Here is a 17,762-nt window from a genome sequence, read left to right on the forward strand (position 1 = left end):
CATTGTCAAGCAGGCGACAGGAATAATTGCCATCCCTCTTCCCTTCTGTTATTTATAGCGGCCTGTTTTTCCCCCGTATTGGGGATTCGACATACCCTACTAGCATTAAAGGGTATAGTGCGTGTGTATGTAGGAGAAGCAATATGCAAGAAGGGCAAACCCGTAAAACCTCGTCCTTGAGCATTCTCGCCATCGCTGGGGTGGAGCCGTATCAAGAGAAACCGGGCGAAGAGTACATGAACGACGCCCAGTTGACGCATTTCAGGCGCATCCTTGAAGCATGGCGCAACCAACTCAGGGACGAAGTCGATCGTACCGTGTCGCATATGCAAGAAGAGGCAGCCAACTTCCCCGATCCGGCAGACCGTGCCACTCAGGAAGAAGAGTTCAGCCTTGAACTGCGTAACCGTGACCGTGAGCGCAAACTGATCAAAAAGATCGAGAAAACGCTGAAGAAAGTAGAAGACGATGATTTCGGTTTCTGCGAGTCTTGCGGCGTGGAGATTGGCATTCGTCGCCTGGAAGCGCGTCCGACTGCCGATTTGTGCATCGACTGCAAGACGTTGGCCGAAATCCGCGAAAAGCAGATGGCCGGCTAAGCAGTTGTTACCTCCTGCGGCGCGTGCCAATAACGCGCGCCGCACAGAGTTAAGGGAAGCAATCCCTTCAGATATGCTAGCAAGTCACTATGTGGGGCGCTTTGCCCCATCGCCTTCCGGGGATCTGCATTTCGGTTCGCTGATTGCCGCTCTGGGAAGCTACCTCCAGGCTCGTGCCCAACGCGGGCAATGGCTGGTACGTATTGAAGATATCGACCCTCCGCGCGAAGTCGCCGGAGCTGCCGGGCGTATCTTATCCGCGCTTGAACACTATGGTCTCCACTGGGACGGCCAGGTCATCTATCAATCCCAACGATCTGAAGCTTACCGCGCGACCCTCGATTGGCTGCAATGCCAGGATCTCAGCTATTACTGCACCTGTACCCGCAGCCGCATCCAGCAGATCGGCGGTTTGTACGATGGCCACTGCCGTCAGCTTCGGCTCGGCCCGCAAGGTGCCGCGATCCGCTTACGTCAATCAAACCCGGTATATGGCTTCCACGATCGGTTGCAGGGCGAGCTACGGGCCGATCCGGCGCTGGCACAGGAAGATTTCATCATCCGCCGCCGCGATGGCCTGTTTGCCTACAATCTGGCCGTAGTGATCGACGACCATTTTCAAGGCGTGACCGAAATTGTCCGCGGTGCCGATCTGATCGAACCCACGGTGCGCCAGATTGCGCTGTATCAGCAATTGCAGGCACCGGTTCCCACCTATGTGCATTTGCCACTGGCGCTGGGGAACAACGGTATTAAACTGTCGAAGCAAAATCATGCCCCCGCGCTGCCCACTGGCGATCCGCGACCGGTACTGGTTGCCGCCCTGAAATTTCTGCGTCAACCGCTGCCGGAAAACTGGCAAGATCTTGATCTGCCGTTATTATTGAGCTGGGCGGTTAAGCATTGGCAGTTGGCAAATGTGCCACGTCAGCAAGCAATCCCGCAGTGTGAAAACACAACGGCATTCTCAAAACAGCTGGGGTAAGCTATGATTAGCCGCTATTTTTTTGTTAGCGCCATTTTTATCCGTCACTATCGAGGTGTACCATTTTTACCCGAGTAGCCAATTTCTGCCGTAAGGTACTAATCCGCGATGACAAGTTGACCCGCGAAGATGCGCCGGCCAGCGATAAAAACCAAGTCCGCGAAGAAAGCGCGCCTGCGGAACCGTTAGCAACAACGCCACCGCGCTCTACCGAGAGCGGCAGGGAGGCACCTGCCCGCCGTCCGGCGCCGCGTAAACGCCCACCATTTGCAGCCGCTGAGGGAACGCGCTCAATGACCGTTATCCCCCGCGATCAACATGCGATTTCGCGCAAAGATATCAGCGAAAATGCGCTGAAAGTGCTGTATCGCCTGAATAAATCCGGCTACGAAGCCTATCTGGTCGGCGGCGGTGTACGCGACCTGTTGCTCGGCAAAAAGCCGAAGGATTTCGACATTACCACCAACGCCACCCCAGAACAGGTGCGCAAGTTGTTCCGCAACTGTCGCCTGGTCGGCCGCCGTTTCAGGCTGGCGCACGTGATGTTCGGGCCGGAAATCATCGAAGTCGCCACCTTCCGTGGCCATCACGAACAGAGTCAGGAATCTGACAAGAACTCTTCCCAGCAGGCCCAGAACGGTATGCTGCTGCGCGATAATATCTTCGGTACCATCGAAGACGATGCCCAGCGCCGCGATTTCACCATCAACAGCCTGTATTACGGCGTAGCCGACTTTGCCCTGCGTGATTACGTTGGTGGCATGCGCGATCTGCAACAGGGTGTGATCCGCCTGATCGGCGATCCGGAAACCCGCTACCGCGAAGATCCGGTGCGGATGCTGCGCGCCGTGCGCTTTGCCGCCAAGCTGGATATGACCATCAGCGAAGAAACCGCCGAGCCTATTCCACGCCTGGCCTCGCTGCTGCACGAAATCCCACCGGCTCGCCTGTTTGAAGAGGCGCTGAAGCTGCTGCAAACGGGTTACGGCTACCAGACCTACCTGAAGCTGTGTGAATATCAGCTGTTCCAGCCGTTGTTCCCCCTGATCGCGCGCAACTTCACGCCGAATCACGACACGCCGATGGAACGCATTCTGGAGCAGGTACTGAAAAATACCGATCACCGCCTGCAAAACGACAAGCGCGTCAACCCGGCGTTCCTGTTTGCCGCCATGCTGTGGTACCCGCTGCTGGAGCATGCACAGAAACTGGCGCAGGAAAGCGGCCTGGCCTATTACGACGCCTTTGCGCTGGCCATGAACGACGTGCTGGACGAAGAGTGTCGTTCACTGGCAATCCCCAAACGAATCACTACACTGGTACGTGACATCTGGCAACTGCAGTTACGCCTGTCCCGTCGTCAGGGCAAGCGTGCGCACAAGCTGATGGAACACCCTAAATTCCGTGCGGCGTATGATTTGCTGGCACTGCGTGCCGAAGTGGAAAACAACCCGGAGATGCTGCGTCTTGCCGAATGGTGGGATGAGTTCCAGGTGGCCACCGCGGCCCGCCAGAAAAACATGTTGAGCACGCTAGGCGAAGATCCGGCACCGCGTCGGGCACGTCAGCGCCGCCCACGCCGCAGAACGCCGAATAACGAAGGAGCATAATGATCCGCGTTTATATCGCGCTGGGTAGCAATCTGGCGCAACCTTTGCAACAGGTGAATACCGCGCTGGAGGCGTTGGAGCATATTCCACGCACCCGTCTGATCGTTTGTTCACCGCTGTACCGCTCCAAACCGCTGGGGCCACGGAACCAGCCGGATTACCTCAACGCGGTGGTGGCACTGGATACCCAGTTGCCACCGGAACAGTTGCTCGATCACACCCAGGCGATAGAACGTAATCAGGGCCGAGTGCGCAAAGATGAACGCTGGGGCCCCCGCACGCTGGATCTGGATATGATGCTGTACGGCGATCAGGTGATCGACACCGAGCGTCTGACCGTGCCCCATTACGGCCTGAAACAACGTGAATTTATGCTCTACCCGTTGGCCGATATCGCTCCGGATCTGGTGTTCCCAGACGGTGAAACCCTGGCGGAATGCCTGCAACGTGTGCCAAAAAACGGCATGACGCTGTGGCATCAACCCAAAGCCTGAATACCACTCCCCGACAGCGTTAGCGTCGCGATAAACCCGCCTTCCGGCCGATTGGCAAATCTCACCCGCAGTCCGTGCAGGCTGGCAATCCGCTGCACAATGGACAAGCCCAGCCCGCTTCCCGTCTGTTCCTGCCCCGGTGGGCGATAAAAGCGCTCCCCCAACCTGTCCAGATGCTCAGCCGTGACGCCAGGGCCGTCGTCCTCCACCGTCAGTTGCCGCTGGCTGAGCGTGACCGTTACCGTGCCACCGGCCGGTGTGTAACGAACCGCATTGTCCACCAGATTGCGCACCAACAGCGATAGCAGCAGCGGCTGGCCCGATAGTGCAGGAGGTTTGCCTTGCTGCTGATAACGCAGCGTGATCCCGGAGGTATGTGCCTGTCGATCCAGCTCCGCCAGGGTCATCGGCACCAGTTGGCACCAATTTACCGAGGCCAGATCGTGCAAATCGGCAAGCGAGTCCAGCCGGGACAAGGTGAGCAGTTGATCCACCAGGCGTGTGGCTCGATCGATACCGACCGTCAGGTTATTCACCGCATGTTCACGCATGGGTACATCGTCCCCCGCCAGTTGCACCACCTCGGCCTGCACCCGCAATGCGGCCAATGGACTGCGCAACTCATGGGCAGCATCCGAAGTAAACCGGCGCTCACGCACCAGCAGGCTATTAATGCGCGTAAACAGCGTATTCAGCGCCTCCACCAGCGGACGCACCTCACTGGGTACCCGGTGTACATTCAGCGGCGTAGCGTCATCTGGGGCTCGTTTACGCAGGCTAGCGGCCACCTCACGCAGCGGTTTTAGCTCGCGGCCAACCATCAGGGCGATCAGCAACATCAGGATCGGCAACGTCACCAGCCAGGGTAGCAACTGTCCCATCACCAACCCCAACGCCATATCATGCCGATAATCCCATTCCTGGCCGACCACAATGCGGTAACGTCCATCCGGGCTGGTGAGCCATAGCAACCGCCAGCTGTCGCTATCTCCTTTGCGCCGACCATCGACAAAACCTTGCCGCTCGCCGTCAAACAGGAAATCTTCGCCGTTCTCACCGTCGTTGAGCAGCATGCGCCCATCGTGGGAAAAGATGGCGAACGCCAACGCATCATCATCCTGCTCACCGCGTTTACCGTGGTTCAGCAACTTCTTGGTCTTTGGCAGGCTGCGCACTTGCTGAGTCGCCAGCAAATCCCCCAGATCGGCAGTCGCCAGCCGTTTGGCAAACAGCATCTGTTGGGTGTCGAACACTTCGTTGATATTGTGGCGCGTCATCATCCACGCCACCACGCTGGCGGAACACCAGGTCAGCAATGCCAGCAGGCTGAAGATCAGGATCAGCCGCAGTCGCAAACTTAATGACCTCACGGTTCATCCCCCAGCGTGTAGCCCACGCCATGTACGGTGCGGATAAAGCCGTTACCCAATTTGCGCCGCAGATGATGGATATGGACCTCAACCGCGTTACTGCTCACGTCGTCATCCCAGTTATACAGTTTTTCCTGGATCAGCGGCCGCGCCAGTACGCGCCCCTTGTTGTGCAGAAACAGTTCCAGCACCGCCAGTTCGCGCGGGGTCAGCGTCACGGGCTCACCGTTGCAGCTCACGCTGCGGGACGCTGCATCAAACACCAGCTTGCCGTGGACCAGCTGAGGTGTCAGTTGCCCATGGCGGCGGCGGATCAACGCCTGTAAACGCGCGGCGACCTCCGTCAGGGCAAAAGGCTTGCACAGGTAATCGTCGGCTCCGTTTTGCAACCCGCTGACACGCTGTTCCAGCGCATCACGCGCGGTCAGGATCAGCACCGGCACATCCTGCCCGGCCTGACGCCACTGGCGCAACAGATCCAACCCGTCCAACCCCGGCAAGCTGAGATCGAGGATCACCGCATCATAGGGGGCACTGTCCAGGGCGTTCTTACCGACGATACCATCGGTGAACCAGTCGAGGTTAAACCCCAGCTTGGTCAAGCCCGCCTTGATACCATCACCGATCAGTTTGTCGTCTTCAATCAACAGAATTCTCATGCGCTCTCCCTCTAGACAGACCATTACAGCATAAGCTTCTTAAGAACATCTTAACCATCAGCATCGGAGCTACCCACCCCTGAAGGGTTACAGTAGAATGACAACACTTTTTACCACCGTGCTACAAATCCAGGCCGCGCGGTTACTGCAGGAGACATTGTGATGAAACCTACCACCCTGAGCCATTTACGCCAGTGGAAGCAGGAGCAGCGCAAGTTTGCGACTATTACCGCCTACGATGCCAGCTTTGCCCAGCTGTTTGAAGAACAAGGTATTAAAGTATTGCTGGTCGGAGACTCGCTGGGAATGACGCTGCAAGGGCATGACTCAACGCTGCCGGTAACCGTGGCCGACGTGGCTTACCATACCCGCGCGGTACGCCGTGGGGCACCAGCCAGCCTGCTGTTGGCCGACCTGCCTTTCATGAGTTACGCCACGCCAGAGCAGGCCTGCCAGAGCGCGGCCGAGCTGATGCGCGCCGGGGCCAACATGGTCAAACTGGAAGGTGGCAGTTGGCTCTGCGAAACGGTGAAAATGCTCGCGGAGCGCTCCGTCCCCGTCTGCGGCCATCTTGGCCTCACGCCACAATCCGTCAACGTGTTTGGCGGCTACAAGGTGCAGGGGCGCGATGAGTTGGCGGCCAAGCAACTGTTGATCGACGCCCAAAATCTGGAGCTGGCCGGTATGCAGTTGCTGGTGCTGGAGTGCGTACCGACCGAGCTGGCCCGCCAGGTCACCGAAGCCTTGTCGATCCCGGTGATCGGTATTGGTGCAGGGAATGCAACCGATGGCCAGATCCTGGTAATGCACGACGCCTTGGGGATCACCGGCGGCCATACCCCTAAATTTGCCAAAAATTTCCTGGCACAGGGCGGCGATATTCGCGGCGCCGTGCAGTTGTATATTCGGGAAGTCGAGCAAGGTATTTATCCCGACGAAGAGCACTCGTTCAACTGAGTGATCGGCCAAGATTGATAGCTGACTAGCTTATCCCCCGGAACCTAAACACCGGGGGAGACACCGAGGAGTTATGGAATGGTAATTATCGAAACCCTGCCACTGCTGCGCCAGCAGATCCGCCGCTGGCGGCAAGAAGGCAAACGCGTTGCGCTGGTGCCCACCATGGGCAATCTGCATGAAGGCCATATGACGCTGGTCGAAGAAGCCCGCGCCCGTGCCGACGTGGTAGTAGTGAGCATTTTCGTTAACCCGCTGCAGTTCGAACGTGCAGACGATCTGGAGCGCTATCCGCGCACCTTGCAGGAAGACTGTGAAAAGCTCAATCGCCGTAATGTCGAGTTGATCTTCGCCCCTGCCCCGGCAGAAATTTACCCCAAAGGGCTGGAAGAACACACTAGCGTCGACGTACCGGTGATCTCCACTATGCTGGAAGGTGCTAGCCGCCCGGGCCACTTCCGCGGTGTCTCCACCATCGTCAGCAAACTGTTCAATCTGATCCAGCCGGATCTGGCCTGCTTTGGCGAGAAGGATTATCAACAGTTGGCGCTGATCCGCAAGATGGTGGCGGATATGGGCTATGACATTGATATCGTTGGGGTACCGACGGTGCGGGCCAAAGACGGGCTGGCGCTAAGCTCCCGCAACGGCTATCTCACCGCAGAAGAACGCAAGATCGCGCCACAGTTGAACAAAATCATGAACGCCTTGGCAGAGCAGCTCGGCAACGGTGAACGCCACGTCGAAGAACTCCTGGCACAGACAGCCGAGAAGCTGCGCGCGGCAGGTTTCACCCCAGACGAGCTGTTTATTCGCGATGCCGACACGCTGCAACCGCTAGGCGTAGAAAGCCGCCGTGCCGTGGTGCTGATGGCCGCCTGGTTGGGCAAAGCCCGCCTGATCGATAATCAGCAGGTCGACCTGACGCAATAAGCCATTTGTTGTACAGTCATTGCCGTTTTTACCCGGTTGGCGGTAGACTGATCGGGTTTTCGGTGACGATAATTATTGCAAGGGAGCTGCTCTTCCTCAGCCGCCTGAAAAGGCCGATATTCAGTTAGGTAATGCTATGATACGTACTATGTTGCAAGGCAAGCTGCATCGGGTGAAAGTGACTCAGGCTGACCTGCACTACGAAGGCTCCTGCGCCATTGACCAGGATTTTCTGGAAGCCGCCGGGATCCTGGAATATGAAGCGATCGATATTTATAACGTGGATAACGGCCAGCGTTTCTCCACCTATGCCATCGCCGCCGAACGCGGTTCGCGCATTATCTCGGTCAACGGTGCAGCCGCCCGCTGTGCCTGCGTGGGGGACAAACTGATCATCTGTTCTTACGTGCAGATGAGCGATGCCGATGCCCGCCAGCACCATCCCAAAGTCGCCTACTTCGAAGGTGACAACTACCTGCAACGCAAGGCAAAAGCCGTCCCCGTTCAGGTTGCCTGATGCCCCTCACCCTAGCCCTCTCCCAAAGGGAGAGGGAACCGATCGAGATGCTCTGAAAGTACAGCGATCCATCATGTGCATTCGTTGACTCACTTTGGGTCAAGGAGCGTTAGTTTTGCTGAGATTTGCAGCTTTCTTACAACAGAGCAGGGGCTTTTCAGCTCCCTCTCCCTTTGGGAGAGGGTTGGGGTGAGGGGCCATCTTCTCTATTCTGTTACCGTCACACCCGGTAACGTACCAGGTTTGTTGGCTATCCGCTCCGCCATGGTGGGGATGGAATCGGTACGCAGGATATACAGCCGTTTCAGGGTATAGGGATTATCACCCGGTTTCACTTTGCCCTGCACCGTAGTCACGGCCAAATGCAGCCCGGCATCTTTTGCCGCCTGGATCGCCTTTTGGTTATAGCCACCAAACGGGTAGGAAAGGTACAGCACATGCGGGTTAAACTGCTCTAATGCCCGTCTTGAGTGCTCAAAATCGAATTCGATATTGTGCAGTGAACGGCTGAGCAGGATCGGCCGACGGTTGCCATCGGTGCGATGCAGAAAATGGGTATGCGACTGAATATCAAACACATCCTGGCTCGCTTTCAGCTCCGAAATACTCATAAACTGCAGCGAATCCGGGTTCCATTTCTGCGGATGACGTTTGATGCGTGAAGAGATGATAAACGCCGTAGCGCGAAAACCATAATCCTTCAGTACCGGATAAGCATAGCGATAAACCGACTTCAACCCGTCATCAAAGGTCAGCAGCACCACTTTGCCCGGCAGGTTGATTTGATTTTTCAGGTAGGCTTCCAGCTGATACATCGAGATGGTGTCATAACCCGTCTGCTTCAAATAGGTCATCTGGTTGCTGAAGGCCACGTCCGAGGTGGTGGTTGAGGTATTACGGAAACGTTTGTTCTCTTCGTTTTTCAGCAGGTGGTGATAGGTCAGCACCGGAATGCCGTTGTCGACTTCGCAGTCCAACTCACTGACAAATCCCAGGCGATCGCCGATATTGACCTCATACCAGGTATTATTCAGCCGATCTTTCAGCTTGCCGATAATCGGATAGCGCAGGTTCTCTTCCAGTACGCCAAAGATTTCACTTTTGTTATCCGCCGCCGTGTAGACGTTAATTGCACGCTGGGTGATCAGATTCTGATTGGTCAGCGGTTTGTTCAGATCCCCCAGATCGTCCTGCACCTTACGGGTTTTACTGATGGCGCGAACGTCGTTTTTATCGATAAAGCCAGTGCCGTAGCCAAACTTAAGCTCGTAATATTCCGCATCCGCCGGGAGCATCTGGATCAGTTGCCCTTTTTTTACTTCACCGACCGGGATCACGTGCTCACCGATCAACGAATAAACCTCGCTGTTACGCTGGATTTCCATGTATTGGGCTTGAACAGCGCTGTCTTCTGACAGCAAATCCGCCAACGCCGCCGGTGCCAACAACGACATAACAATGCCGAGTAGCCCTGCTGCTATCTTGTGTTGAGGCTGCATGGTTTGTTCTGCTTACGAGTGCGTCATGAAAAAATGAAGAAAATGTGGGGTGCCAGCATAGCACGATTTAAATCGCCGGGAGAAAGGGCTTTGTAGTCAGGTTGTGGCACGATCGGTCCCCCCTCCCTGTGGGAGAGGGTTAGGATGAGGGGCATCACATCAGGAACGCAAGCCGCGGCCACGCTCAATCAGATACCAGGCCAGCACGTAGAACACCGCAATGAACGCCACCAGGACCAGCATGGTCAGCGCTAACGGCACGTCGGAAATGCCCAGGAAGCCGAAGCGGAAACCGCTGATCATGTAGACGATAGGGTTCAGTTTGGAGACCGCCTGCCAGAACGGTGGTAACAGCGTCAGCGAGTAAAATACCCCGCCCAGATAGGTCAGCGGCGTCAGCACAAAGGTCGGGATCAGGCTGATATCGTCAAAGGTGTTGGCAAAGACGGCATTGAGCAAACCGCCTAGCGAGAACAGGATCGCTGTCAGCAGCAGCGTCACCGCGATCACCCACCAGGAATGGACCACCAGGGGAACGAAGAACAGCGAGATCACCGTCACCAGGATCCCCACACAGATACCACGCGCTACGCCACCGCCAACATAACCGGCAATCACCACGTGTGTCGGCACCGGTGCCACCAGCAGCTCTTCAATATTGCGCTGGAACTTGGCACTGAAAAACGACGCCGCCACGTTGGCATAGGAGTTGGTGATCACCGCCATCATGATCAGGCCCGGCACGATAAACTGCATATAATCAAAACCGTGCATCTCACCAATACGCGACCCAATCAGGTTGCCAAAGATGATGAAATACAGGGTCATGGTGATCACTGGCGGTACCAGCGTCTGGATCCAGATGCGGGCGAAGCGATTGATCTCTTTGGCCCAGATGCTTTTCAAGGCCACCCAATACAAATGCATCATGCTTGTTCTCCATTGCCATTCACCAGGTTGACGAACAGCTCTTCCAGCCGGTTGGCCTTGTTACGCATACTCAGGACCTGGATCCCCTGCGCGCTCAGTTGGGTGAACAGGCCGTTCAGACCTTGCTCACGCATCACTTCCACTTCCAGCGTGGAGGTGTCCGTCAAACGGCTGTGATAACCCTCAAGATGCGGCAATGGGCTTTTCGCCGCCAGATCGAGGATGAAGGTTTCGGACTTCAGTTTGGCCAACAGCCCCTTCATCGAGGTATTTTCTACCAGCTCACCATTCTGGATGATACCGATATTGCGGCACAGCATTTCCGCTTCCTCCAGATAGTGCGTGGTCAGGATAATGGTGGTGCCCTGGGCGTTCAGCTCTTTGAGGAACCCCCACATCGAGCGACGCAGTTCGATATCCACCCCGGCGGTCGGTTCGTCGAGGATCAGCAGTTTGGGCTGATGCATCAGCGCACGGGCAATCATCAGGCGGCGTTTCATCCCGCCAGACAGCATACGCGCCCGCTCGTTACGTTTTCCCCAGAGATCGAGCTGGTTGAGATACTTCTCTGCCCGCGCCATCGCCTCGCGGCGTTCCACGCCATAATATCCCGCCTGGTTGACCACAATCTGCAGCACGGTTTCAAACGGGTTAAAGTTGAATTCCTGCGGCACCAGCCCGAGCTGGCGCTTGGCGTTAACGATATCCTTATCGATATCGTAACCAAACACTCGCACCGTGCCCGCCGTCTTGTTAACCAGCGAACTGATAATGCCGATGGTGGTGGATTTTCCGGCGCCGTTCGGCCCCAGCAGGGCATAAAAGTCCCCCGCCTCCACGTTCAGATTGATACCGCGCAATGCCTTGACGCCACCAGCGTAGGTTTTGGTCAGCTGCGCTATTTCCAGTGCATAATTCATAAGTTGTGAGAGTACCTTGTGAAGATAAGTAGGCTGCCGAACTTGTCTATGAGGGAGTTTATCATCAGCGGTCTAACTACTGAGTCGAATCCGTGCGCATTCCAGAGGGCGGAAAATTGATGCACTGTTCCGATTTCCAAATTGTGACGCTTGCCATATATTACATCAACGCAATTCGTTCATAACAGGCCAATAACCGCCATGAAAGAAATCGAAAGGCTTATCGCCAATAACCAAGCCTGGTCCGCTAACATCAACCAGGAAGATCCCGGCTTTTTTGAGCGTTTGGCACAAGCGCAAAAGCCGCGATTTTTATGGATCGGCTGCTCAGACAGCCGCGTCCCCGCCGAACGCCTGACCGGCCTGGAGCCGGGTGAGCTGTTCGTTCACCGTAACGTCGCCAATCTGGTGATCCATACCGATTTGAACTGCCTGTCGGTGGTACAGTATGCCGTCGACGTACTGGAGGTGGAGCATATCATCATCTGTGGCCATCTGGGCTGCGGTGGCGTAGAAGCGGCAGTAGAGAACCCGGAACTGGGGCTGATCAACAACTGGCTGCTGCATATTCGCGATCTGTGGTACAAACACAGTTCCCTGCTCGGCGAACTGGAACCGGAACAACGTCTGGATGTGCTGTGCGAGATCAACGTGATTGAGCAGGTGTATAACCTGGGCCACTCAACCATCATGCAGTCTGCCTGGAAACGCGGCCAGAAAGTGATGATCCACGGTTGGGTGTACGGTATCCAGGACGGTCGTCTGCACGATCTGGAAGTCACCGCTACCAGCCGTGAAAGCCTGGAGATGGGCTACCGCAAAGCAATAGCCACACTCAAGCAGGAGAAAGGCCTGTTCTAGCGCCTTATCGGGGTTCAGCGCCCTGCTGAACCCCAGCCGGATTATTCGTCCAGCACCACCACTTTGCCGATGTAAGGCAGATGGCGATAACGCTGAGCGTAATCGATGCCATAACCCACCACGAACTCGTCCGGGATCGGGAAGCCGACATATTCCACCGGCACTTCAACCTCACGGCGCTCAGGCTTATCCAGCAGCGTACAGATCGCCAAAGACTTCGGCCCACGCAGCGCCAGGATCTCGCGCACCTTGTTCAGAGTGTTGCCGGAATCGATGATGTCTTCGACGATCAATACGTCTTTACCACGGATGTCTTCATCCAGATCTTTGAGGATTTTCACGTCGCGGGTGGTAGACATGCCGCTGCCGTAGCTGGAAGCGGTCATAAAATCGACCTCATGCGGCACCTCAATGGTGCGGCACAGATCGGCCATAAACATGAAAGAACCGCGCAGCAGCCCGACCAGCACCATGTCACTGCTGCTATCGCGGTAGTCTTCGGTGATCTGGCGGCCAAGTTCAGCAATACGGGTCTTAACTTCCTGCTCGGAAATCATTACTTCTACAGTGTGTTTCATAGTTTTCAGGTCAGTTGCCGGAAGAAGGGCGCAGAGTTTAGCATAGCTGGCGGGCGCTGGCGACGCGGCCAAGCGATTGAGGGCTACCATTGATGGACAAGAGGGGCGCAGCATGCTGCGCCCCTAGGGTAATGAGCCGGTTGATGAGAGACCCATAAATGGGTCTCATAAGCCACAACGGGTATATCAATCGGCGACGGTAAAGCCTAACATCATGCCGGTATCTTCATGCTCCAGCAGATGGCAGTGGGCCATATAGGCCTGATCGGCACTGGCCAGATGATTGAAACGCACCAGCACTTCGCTGCGCCAGCCTTCCACCAGTACCGTATCTTTCCAGCCTGCCCGGTGGGCCGCCGGTGGCTTGCCGTTTTCCGACAGAATGCGGAACTGGGTGCCATGGATATGGAACGGATGCAACATCATGTCGCCTTCACCGGAAATGGTCCATTTCTCGTATTTACCGCGCTTGGCCTCAAACGCCGGCTTGGCCATATCATAGGCTTTGCCGTTGATGGTATTGGCATGGCTTAAATCAAACGGCTTGCTGCCGTGATCCATCTTGCCGTGGTCCATTCCCGCCATGTTACCGTGATCCATGCTTTGCATCTTGCCATGATCCATACCGGCCATGTTGCCAGCGGCATTGCCGTGATCCATGCTCATGCCGGCCATTGCCTGGTGACCATAGCGATCCATCAGCGCCCGCATCCCCATCATATCGAGTTTCGGATCCATCATCAGCTGTAGCCAGCGTTCCTGCACCCCGGCCTGCGATGGCAGCGCTGGTAATTTCACCAGGCTGTCCGGCATGGATTTCACCCCCTGCGCCAACGATGGTTGAATATGCAATACTGGCAGCGGCTGATCGAACGGGGCCAACGTCATACCCATTTGCTTCACCGGCAGGGTAACGATATCAAACGGCTTGCCATCGGAGGCATCGACCAACACTTCAAAGCGCTCGCCCATCAGTATCGGCAGTTCGGTCAGCTTAACCGGTTCGCCCAGGAAGCCACCGTCGCTGGCAATCACGTATAATGGCCGATTGTCGCTGGTGGACAGGTTAAGCGAGCGGGCGTTACAGCCGTTCAGGAACCGCAGACGCAGCCAGCCGCGTGGCGCGATGTGTTGCGGATAACTGGCGCCATTGGTGAACATGCGGTCGCCAAACCAGCCCACGGCCGCGCTCATGCTGTCCAGCTGATATTCGATCTGGCCGTCTTTGCCCAGCCGCTTATCTTGCAGGATCACCGGAATATCGTCGGTTCCCCAGGTCTTCGGCAGAGGCAACTGGCTGCTTTCGTCATCTTCCAGCAGCACTAATCCGCCCAACCCCATCATCACCTGCTGGCCAGTTTTGCCATGCGTATGGGGATGGAACCAGCAGGTAGACGCTGGCTGATCGGCAGTGAAACTCACCGTGCGGGTGGTGCCGGGTTGGATCAAGGCTTGTGGACCTCCGTCAACATTACCGGGGATCTCCAGCCCATGCCAGTGCACCGTGCTGGCCTCTGGCAGTTTATTACTGATATCTACCGTCACCGGCTTACCCCGTTGCAAACGGACCGCAGGGCCAAGCAACGCGCCGTTGATCCCCCAGGTGCGGGTAGCCACGTCAGGCAACCAGTTCATCTCACCGGTTTGCAGCGCCAACGCGATCTTTCCTTGTGCATCTGGCGTCAAAATTGGTGGGATCGGCAAGGCTGGACGATCGGCCGCCCAGGCGGCACGGCTCCATAATGGCAAGGCGCTTGCGGCACCTATTGCGGCGGTCAGTTTGATAAAATCACGGCGTAACATCGCTGGTTCCCTTTTCTCAGTGATCGAAAGCTTAATGTCCGCAGCCTAAACCCTCCCCTTAGTGGAAGGTCAAGTGCTACATCTTGTAGAATGTTAAGCCAGCATAATAAATTTGGTGCCCTTACAGCCAAGTGTGTTAACGTCAGCAAATATTGAACAGGTCTATTTTATGATGAAAAAAACAACGTTGTTGATGCTGTTGCTGACTATGCTGGGCTTTTCCAATGCCAGCCTGGCGCTGAACGAATCCGAAGCGGAAGATCTGGCCGATCTGACCGCGGTGTTTGTCTATCTAAAAAACGACTGTGGCTACAACGATTTGCCTAACGCGCAAATCAAACGCGCCATCGTGTACTTCGCCCAGCAAAACCGTTGGGATTTAACTAACTATAATAGCTTTAATATGAAATCCCTGGGTGAAGACAGCTATCGCGATCTCAGCGGCATCGCTATTCCTACCCCCAATAAGTGCAAATCTCTGGCGCGCGACTCCTTGAGCCTGCTGGCCTACGCCAACTAATCACTCCCCTGCTTCTACCCACTCTGCCAGCGACAGCCGGCAGGGTTGGCTATCGCCTATTTTTTGCCCTGCCGACAATGCTGTAATTTGCCACCCGGAGGGTTTATGATGTTGCGCTCACTTTTCATGGTTGTTATTACGGAGTAACCCGCACATGACCCAGAAAGAGATTTGGTATGAAACGCTACATGCCAACTTTGGCCAGTACTTCTCGGTGGAGCAGGTACTTTACCGTGAGAAGACCGAACATCAGGATCTGGTGATCTTTGACAACCCGGTGCTGGGCCGCGTGATGGCTCTCGATGGCGTGGTGCAGACCACCGAGCGCGATGAATTTATCTATCACGAAATGATGACCCACGTGCCGCTGCTGGCCCATGGCCAGGCCAGGAAAGTGCTGATTATCGGCGGTGGCGACGGCGCTATGCTGCGTGAAGTCTGCCGTCATCAGGGCGTTGAACAGATCACCATGGTTGAGATCGACGCGGGCGTAGTGGAATTTTGCCGCCAATACTTACCTAATCACAACGCCGGTGCCTATGACGATCCGCGCTTCAAGCTGGTGATCGACGATGGCGTCAATTTCGTCAACCAGAGCGACGAAAAATTCGACGTGATTATTTCGGACTGTACCGATCCGATCGGTCCCGGTGAAAGTCTGTTTACCTCGGCGTTTTATGAAGGTTGCGCACGCTGCCTCAACGAGGGTGGCATCTTCGTGGCCCAGAACGGCGTCTGCTTCCTGCAACAGGACGAAGCGGTCAACAGCCACACCAAGCTCAGCCAGTATTTTAACGACGTCAGCTTCTATCAGGCGGCGATCCCGACCTATTACGGCGGCATCATGACCTTTGCCTGGGCCAGCCAGAACCCGGCTTTGCGCCAGTTGGATGTCACCACGCTGCAACAACGCTTTCAGCAAAGTGGCTTAGACTGCCGCTACTACAATGCGCCAATACACGCTGGCAGCTTTGCTCTGCCGCAGTATTTGCTCAATGCACTGAACGTTTCGCGTTAAACAAAAAGAGATACCCTATGGATTTCAGGCTGCAGCTTGAAAGACGACGGGTAAAGGGGGTGAACCTAATTGCAAAAGATAAAACTGCACGGCTTCAATAACCTGACCAAAAGCCTGAGTTTTTGTATTTACGATATTTGTTATGCCAAAACCGCAGACGATCGCGATGGCTATATCGCCTACATTGACGAACAGTACAATGCCAACCGCCTGACCGAGATCCTCAGTGAAACCTGCTCGATCATTGGCGCCAATATTCTCAACATCGCCCGCCAGGACTACGATCCGCAAGGCGCCAGCGTCACCATCCTGATGAGCGAAGAGCCGGTCGATCCGAAAGACGTGGATACCTCTGAGCATCCAGGACCGCTGCCAAAGACGGTGGTGGCACATCTGGATAAAAGCCATATCTGCGTTCACACCTACCCGGAAAGCCACCCAGAAGGCGGCCTGTGTACCTTCCGGGCCGATATTGAAGTCTCTACCTGCGGCGTGATTTCACCGCTCAAGGCGCTGAACTATCTGATCCATCAGTTGGAATCCGATATCGTCACCATGGACTATCGCGTACGCGGTTTCACCCGCGATGTCCACGGAGTGAAACATTACATCGATCATGAGATCAATTCGATCCAGAACTTTATGTCCGAGGATATGAAGGCGCTGTACCGCATGATGGATGTCAATGTGTATCAGGAGAACATCTTCCACACCAAGATGCTGCTGAAGGATTTCGATCTGAAACACTATCTGTTCAACGCCAAACCGGACGAACTGAGCGAGGCGGAGCGGAAAAGGATCACCGATCTGCTGTGGAAAGAGATGCAGGAGATCTACTACGGACGCAATATTCCGCACCTGTGATATAGAGAGACAGGGCAGCCGAGGTTGCCCTGTCTCTCATACCAAATACTGCCACCTCTTTAGACAGAGGCAAAATCAGTAGTTAAGCATAAACGAGCGGTAAGCCTTCAACACCGCCAGGAAATCTTCGATGCCGCAGAAAGAGAGGCTCTCTTCGTCGTAGTAGTTCATCCCCTCTTCCATTTCGTCGCCTTCGAACTCCAACTGGTTGGCGCGGATCATCACCTCTTCACCGTCCATCAGCAACGTGTATTCATGGCCTTCCAACTGCCACTGACGCTCACTGCCCCTGACCCCTTCCGCACCGGCTTCGATACGGTCCAGCAGGTTAAAATCACCCTTGAGCTCTTCGTTAATCCAATGGCCGATGGCCTCATGCCCCATAGAAAGTCTGACTACTACCTGACCGGTTACGTCACGCAGAAATTCGTAATCCATAGCATGCCCTCCTGAGCTTTTTTATAAGTGTAACCCTTAATTCGCCACTATCTCAGTGGGCGCTCGCAAAGTTGATCGATTGGGCCAAATAAACTGCGGCGCAATATAACGGTTTATCCCTGGGCTTGGGAAGGCTCTCGGTGCCTGCTATGGACGGACAATTGTTGTTATCATGACATTCCTTAGCCCTTACCCAAAACCGAGCCA

At 55.5% G+C, this 17,762-nt stretch carries 19 protein-coding genes; 11 read left to right on the plus strand and 8 right to left on the minus strand.

Features of this window, described 5'->3' with window-relative positions:
- Positions 1-143: 143 nt before the first annotated feature.
- The 4 genes from dksA to folK all read left to right on the plus strand — a co-directional run bounded on the left by dksA (position 144) and on the right by folK (position 3,688).
- Entirely contained in the window at positions 144-599 is a 456-nt protein-coding gene (dksA, locus tag ABIE29_RS03415) for an RNA polymerase-binding protein DksA (RefSeq protein WP_021179742.1), read from the plus strand.
- A gap of 73 nt (positions 600-672) precedes the next feature.
- Positions 673-1,584, plus strand: coding sequence for a tRNA glutamyl-Q(34) synthetase GluQRS (gluQRS, locus tag ABIE29_RS03420; protein WP_429616844.1), 912 nt, complete (start codon positions 673-675; stop codon positions 1,582-1,584).
- A gap of 293 nt (positions 1,585-1,877) precedes the next feature.
- A complete protein-coding gene (pcnB, locus tag ABIE29_RS03425; RefSeq protein ID WP_024528317.1) occupies positions 1,878-3,194 on the plus strand; it encodes a polynucleotide adenylyltransferase PcnB in 1,317 nt (438 codons plus the stop codon).
- Positions 3,194-3,688, plus strand: a complete 495-nt coding sequence (gene folK / locus ABIE29_RS03430) for a 2-amino-4-hydroxy-6-hydroxymethyldihydropteridine diphosphokinase (RefSeq protein WP_429616845.1) — start codon at positions 3,194-3,196, stop codon at positions 3,686-3,688. Before pcnB ends, folK begins: the two co-directional genes overlap by 1 nt.
- On the opposite strand, the gene qseC is transcribed toward folK, so the two are convergent.
- Positions 3,673-5,058: a quorum sensing histidine kinase QseC gene (qseC, locus tag ABIE29_RS03435; protein WP_429616846.1), complete on the minus strand. Its 1,386-nt coding sequence runs from the start codon at positions 5,056-5,058 to the stop codon at positions 3,673-3,675. The two genes, folK and qseC, sit on opposite strands and share 16 nt — an antisense overlap.
- Positions 5,055-5,717, minus strand: a complete 663-nt coding sequence (gene qseB / locus ABIE29_RS03440) for a quorum sensing response regulator transcription factor QseB (protein WP_429616847.1) — start codon at positions 5,715-5,717, stop codon at positions 5,055-5,057. Before qseB ends, qseC begins: the two co-directional genes overlap by 4 nt.
- 162 nt (positions 5,718-5,879) lie before the next feature.
- Here qseB and panB point away from each other — a divergent pair, with 162 nt between their 5' ends.
- The 3 genes from panB to panD all read left to right on the plus strand — a co-directional run bounded on the left by panB (position 5,880) and on the right by panD (position 8,124).
- Complete coding sequence (gene panB / locus ABIE29_RS03445) at positions 5,880-6,674, plus strand: 3-methyl-2-oxobutanoate hydroxymethyltransferase (protein WP_429616848.1); 795 nt, start codon at positions 5,880-5,882, stop codon at positions 6,672-6,674.
- A 78-nt stretch (positions 6,675-6,752) separates the two neighbouring features.
- Positions 6,753-7,607, plus strand: a complete 855-nt coding sequence (gene panC, locus ABIE29_RS03450) for a pantoate--beta-alanine ligase (protein WP_429616849.1) — start codon at positions 6,753-6,755, stop codon at positions 7,605-7,607.
- Positions 7,608-7,743: 136 nt separating this feature from the next.
- Complete coding sequence (gene panD, locus ABIE29_RS03455) at positions 7,744-8,124, plus strand: aspartate 1-decarboxylase (RefSeq protein ID WP_429616850.1); 381 nt, start codon at positions 7,744-7,746, stop codon at positions 8,122-8,124.
- A gap of 206 nt (positions 8,125-8,330) precedes the next feature.
- On the opposite strand, the gene ABIE29_RS03460 is transcribed toward panD, so the two are convergent.
- From ABIE29_RS03460 to ABIE29_RS03470, 3 genes are all read right to left on the minus strand, one after another.
- Positions 8,331-9,623, minus strand: coding sequence for a polysaccharide deacetylase family protein (locus ABIE29_RS03460; protein WP_429616851.1), 1,293 nt, complete (start codon positions 9,621-9,623; stop codon positions 8,331-8,333).
- A 159-nt stretch (positions 9,624-9,782) separates the two neighbouring features.
- Positions 9,783-10,553 (minus strand): ABC transporter permease, encoded by a 771-nt coding sequence (locus tag ABIE29_RS03465; RefSeq protein WP_429616852.1) that lies wholly within the window; start codon positions 10,551-10,553, stop codon positions 9,783-9,785.
- Positions 10,550-11,473, minus strand: coding sequence for an ABC transporter ATP-binding protein (locus ABIE29_RS03470; protein ID WP_024484343.1), 924 nt, complete (start codon positions 11,471-11,473; stop codon positions 10,550-10,552). The genes ABIE29_RS03465 and ABIE29_RS03470 overlap by 4 nt, the downstream gene beginning before the upstream one ends.
- 201 nt (positions 11,474-11,674) lie before the next feature.
- Between ABIE29_RS03470 and can the strand changes: the two genes are divergently transcribed.
- Positions 11,675-12,334, plus strand: a complete 660-nt coding sequence (gene can, locus ABIE29_RS03475) for a carbonate dehydratase (RefSeq protein ID WP_429616853.1) — start codon at positions 11,675-11,677, stop codon at positions 12,332-12,334.
- 41 nt (positions 12,335-12,375) lie between these two features.
- Here the strand turns inward: can and hpt are convergent, their stop codons facing one another.
- Positions 12,376-12,912 (minus strand): hypoxanthine phosphoribosyltransferase, encoded by a 537-nt coding sequence (gene hpt, locus ABIE29_RS03480; RefSeq protein ID WP_429616854.1) that lies wholly within the window; start codon positions 12,910-12,912, stop codon positions 12,376-12,378.
- Positions 12,913-13,098: 186 nt separating this feature from the next.
- Positions 13,099-14,715 (minus strand): multicopper oxidase CueO, encoded by a 1,617-nt coding sequence (gene cueO, locus ABIE29_RS03485; RefSeq protein WP_429616855.1) that lies wholly within the window; start codon positions 14,713-14,715, stop codon positions 13,099-13,101.
- Positions 14,716-14,887: 172 nt separating this feature from the next.
- On the opposite strand from cueO, the gene ABIE29_RS03490 reads away from it, so the two are divergent.
- From ABIE29_RS03490 to speD, 3 genes are all read left to right on the plus strand, one after another.
- Positions 14,888-15,235, plus strand: a complete 348-nt coding sequence (locus ABIE29_RS03490; RefSeq protein ID WP_037375824.1) for a YacC family pilotin-like protein — start codon at positions 14,888-14,890, stop codon at positions 15,233-15,235.
- Positions 15,236-15,389: 154 nt separating this feature from the next.
- Entirely contained in the window at positions 15,390-16,253 is an 864-nt protein-coding gene (speE, locus tag ABIE29_RS03495) for a polyamine aminopropyltransferase (protein ID WP_429616856.1), read from the plus strand.
- 69 nt (positions 16,254-16,322) lie between these two features.
- Entirely contained in the window at positions 16,323-17,117 is a 795-nt protein-coding gene (gene speD, locus ABIE29_RS03500) for an adenosylmethionine decarboxylase (RefSeq protein ID WP_429616857.1), read from the plus strand.
- A 75-nt stretch (positions 17,118-17,192) separates the two neighbouring features.
- Here the strand turns inward: speD and yacL are convergent, their stop codons facing one another.
- Complete coding sequence (gene yacL / locus ABIE29_RS03505; protein WP_429616858.1) at positions 17,193-17,555, minus strand: protein YacL; 363 nt, start codon at positions 17,553-17,555, stop codon at positions 17,193-17,195.
- Positions 17,556-17,762: the final 207 nt, after the last annotated feature.

Origin of the sequence: Serratia sp. 2723 (genome assembly GCF_050434425.1) — a bacterium.
Lineage (GTDB): Bacteria > Pseudomonadota > Gammaproteobacteria > Enterobacterales > Enterobacteriaceae > Chania.

Excerpts from the sequence above, each read along its gene's own strand:
- dksA (WP_021179742.1), top strand. The coding sequence starts at position 144 with ATGCAAGAAGGGCAAACCCGTAAAACCTCGTCCTTGAGCATTCTCGCC.
- gluQRS (WP_429616844.1), top strand. The coding sequence starts at position 673 with ATGCTAGCAAGTCACTATGTGGGGCGCTTTGCCCCATCGCCTTCCGGG.
- pcnB (WP_024528317.1), top strand. The coding sequence starts at position 1,878 with ATGACCGTTATCCCCCGCGATCAACATGCGATTTCGCGCAAAGATATC.
- folK (WP_429616845.1), top strand. The coding sequence starts at position 3,194 with ATGATCCGCGTTTATATCGCGCTGGGTAGCAATCTGGCGCAACCTTTG.
- qseB (WP_429616847.1), bottom strand. The coding sequence starts at position 5,717 with ATGAGAATTCTGTTGATTGAAGACGACAAACTGATCGGTGATGGTATC.
- panB (WP_429616848.1), top strand. The coding sequence starts at position 5,880 with ATGAAACCTACCACCCTGAGCCATTTACGCCAGTGGAAGCAGGAGCAG.
- panC (WP_429616849.1), top strand. The coding sequence starts at position 6,753 with ATGGTAATTATCGAAACCCTGCCACTGCTGCGCCAGCAGATCCGCCGC.
- panD (WP_429616850.1), top strand. The coding sequence starts at position 7,744 with ATGATACGTACTATGTTGCAAGGCAAGCTGCATCGGGTGAAAGTGACT.
- ABIE29_RS03460 (WP_429616851.1), bottom strand. The coding sequence starts at position 9,623 with ATGCAGCCTCAACACAAGATAGCAGCAGGGCTACTCGGCATTGTTATG.
- ABIE29_RS03465 (WP_429616852.1), bottom strand. The coding sequence starts at position 10,553 with ATGATGCATTTGTATTGGGTGGCCTTGAAAAGCATCTGGGCCAAAGAG.
- ABIE29_RS03470 (WP_024484343.1), bottom strand. The coding sequence starts at position 11,473 with ATGAATTATGCACTGGAAATAGCGCAGCTGACCAAAACCTACGCTGGT.
- can (WP_429616853.1), top strand. The coding sequence starts at position 11,675 with ATGAAAGAAATCGAAAGGCTTATCGCCAATAACCAAGCCTGGTCCGCT.
- hpt (WP_429616854.1), bottom strand. The coding sequence starts at position 12,912 with ATGAAACACACTGTAGAAGTAATGATTTCCGAGCAGGAAGTTAAGACC.
- cueO (WP_429616855.1), bottom strand. The coding sequence starts at position 14,715 with ATGTTACGCCGTGATTTTATCAAACTGACCGCCGCAATAGGTGCCGCA.
- ABIE29_RS03490 (WP_037375824.1), top strand. The coding sequence starts at position 14,888 with ATGAAAAAAACAACGTTGTTGATGCTGTTGCTGACTATGCTGGGCTTT.
- speE (WP_429616856.1), top strand. The coding sequence starts at position 15,390 with ATGACCCAGAAAGAGATTTGGTATGAAACGCTACATGCCAACTTTGGC.
- yacL (WP_429616858.1), bottom strand. The coding sequence starts at position 17,555 with ATGGATTACGAATTTCTGCGTGACGTAACCGGTCAGGTAGTAGTCAGA.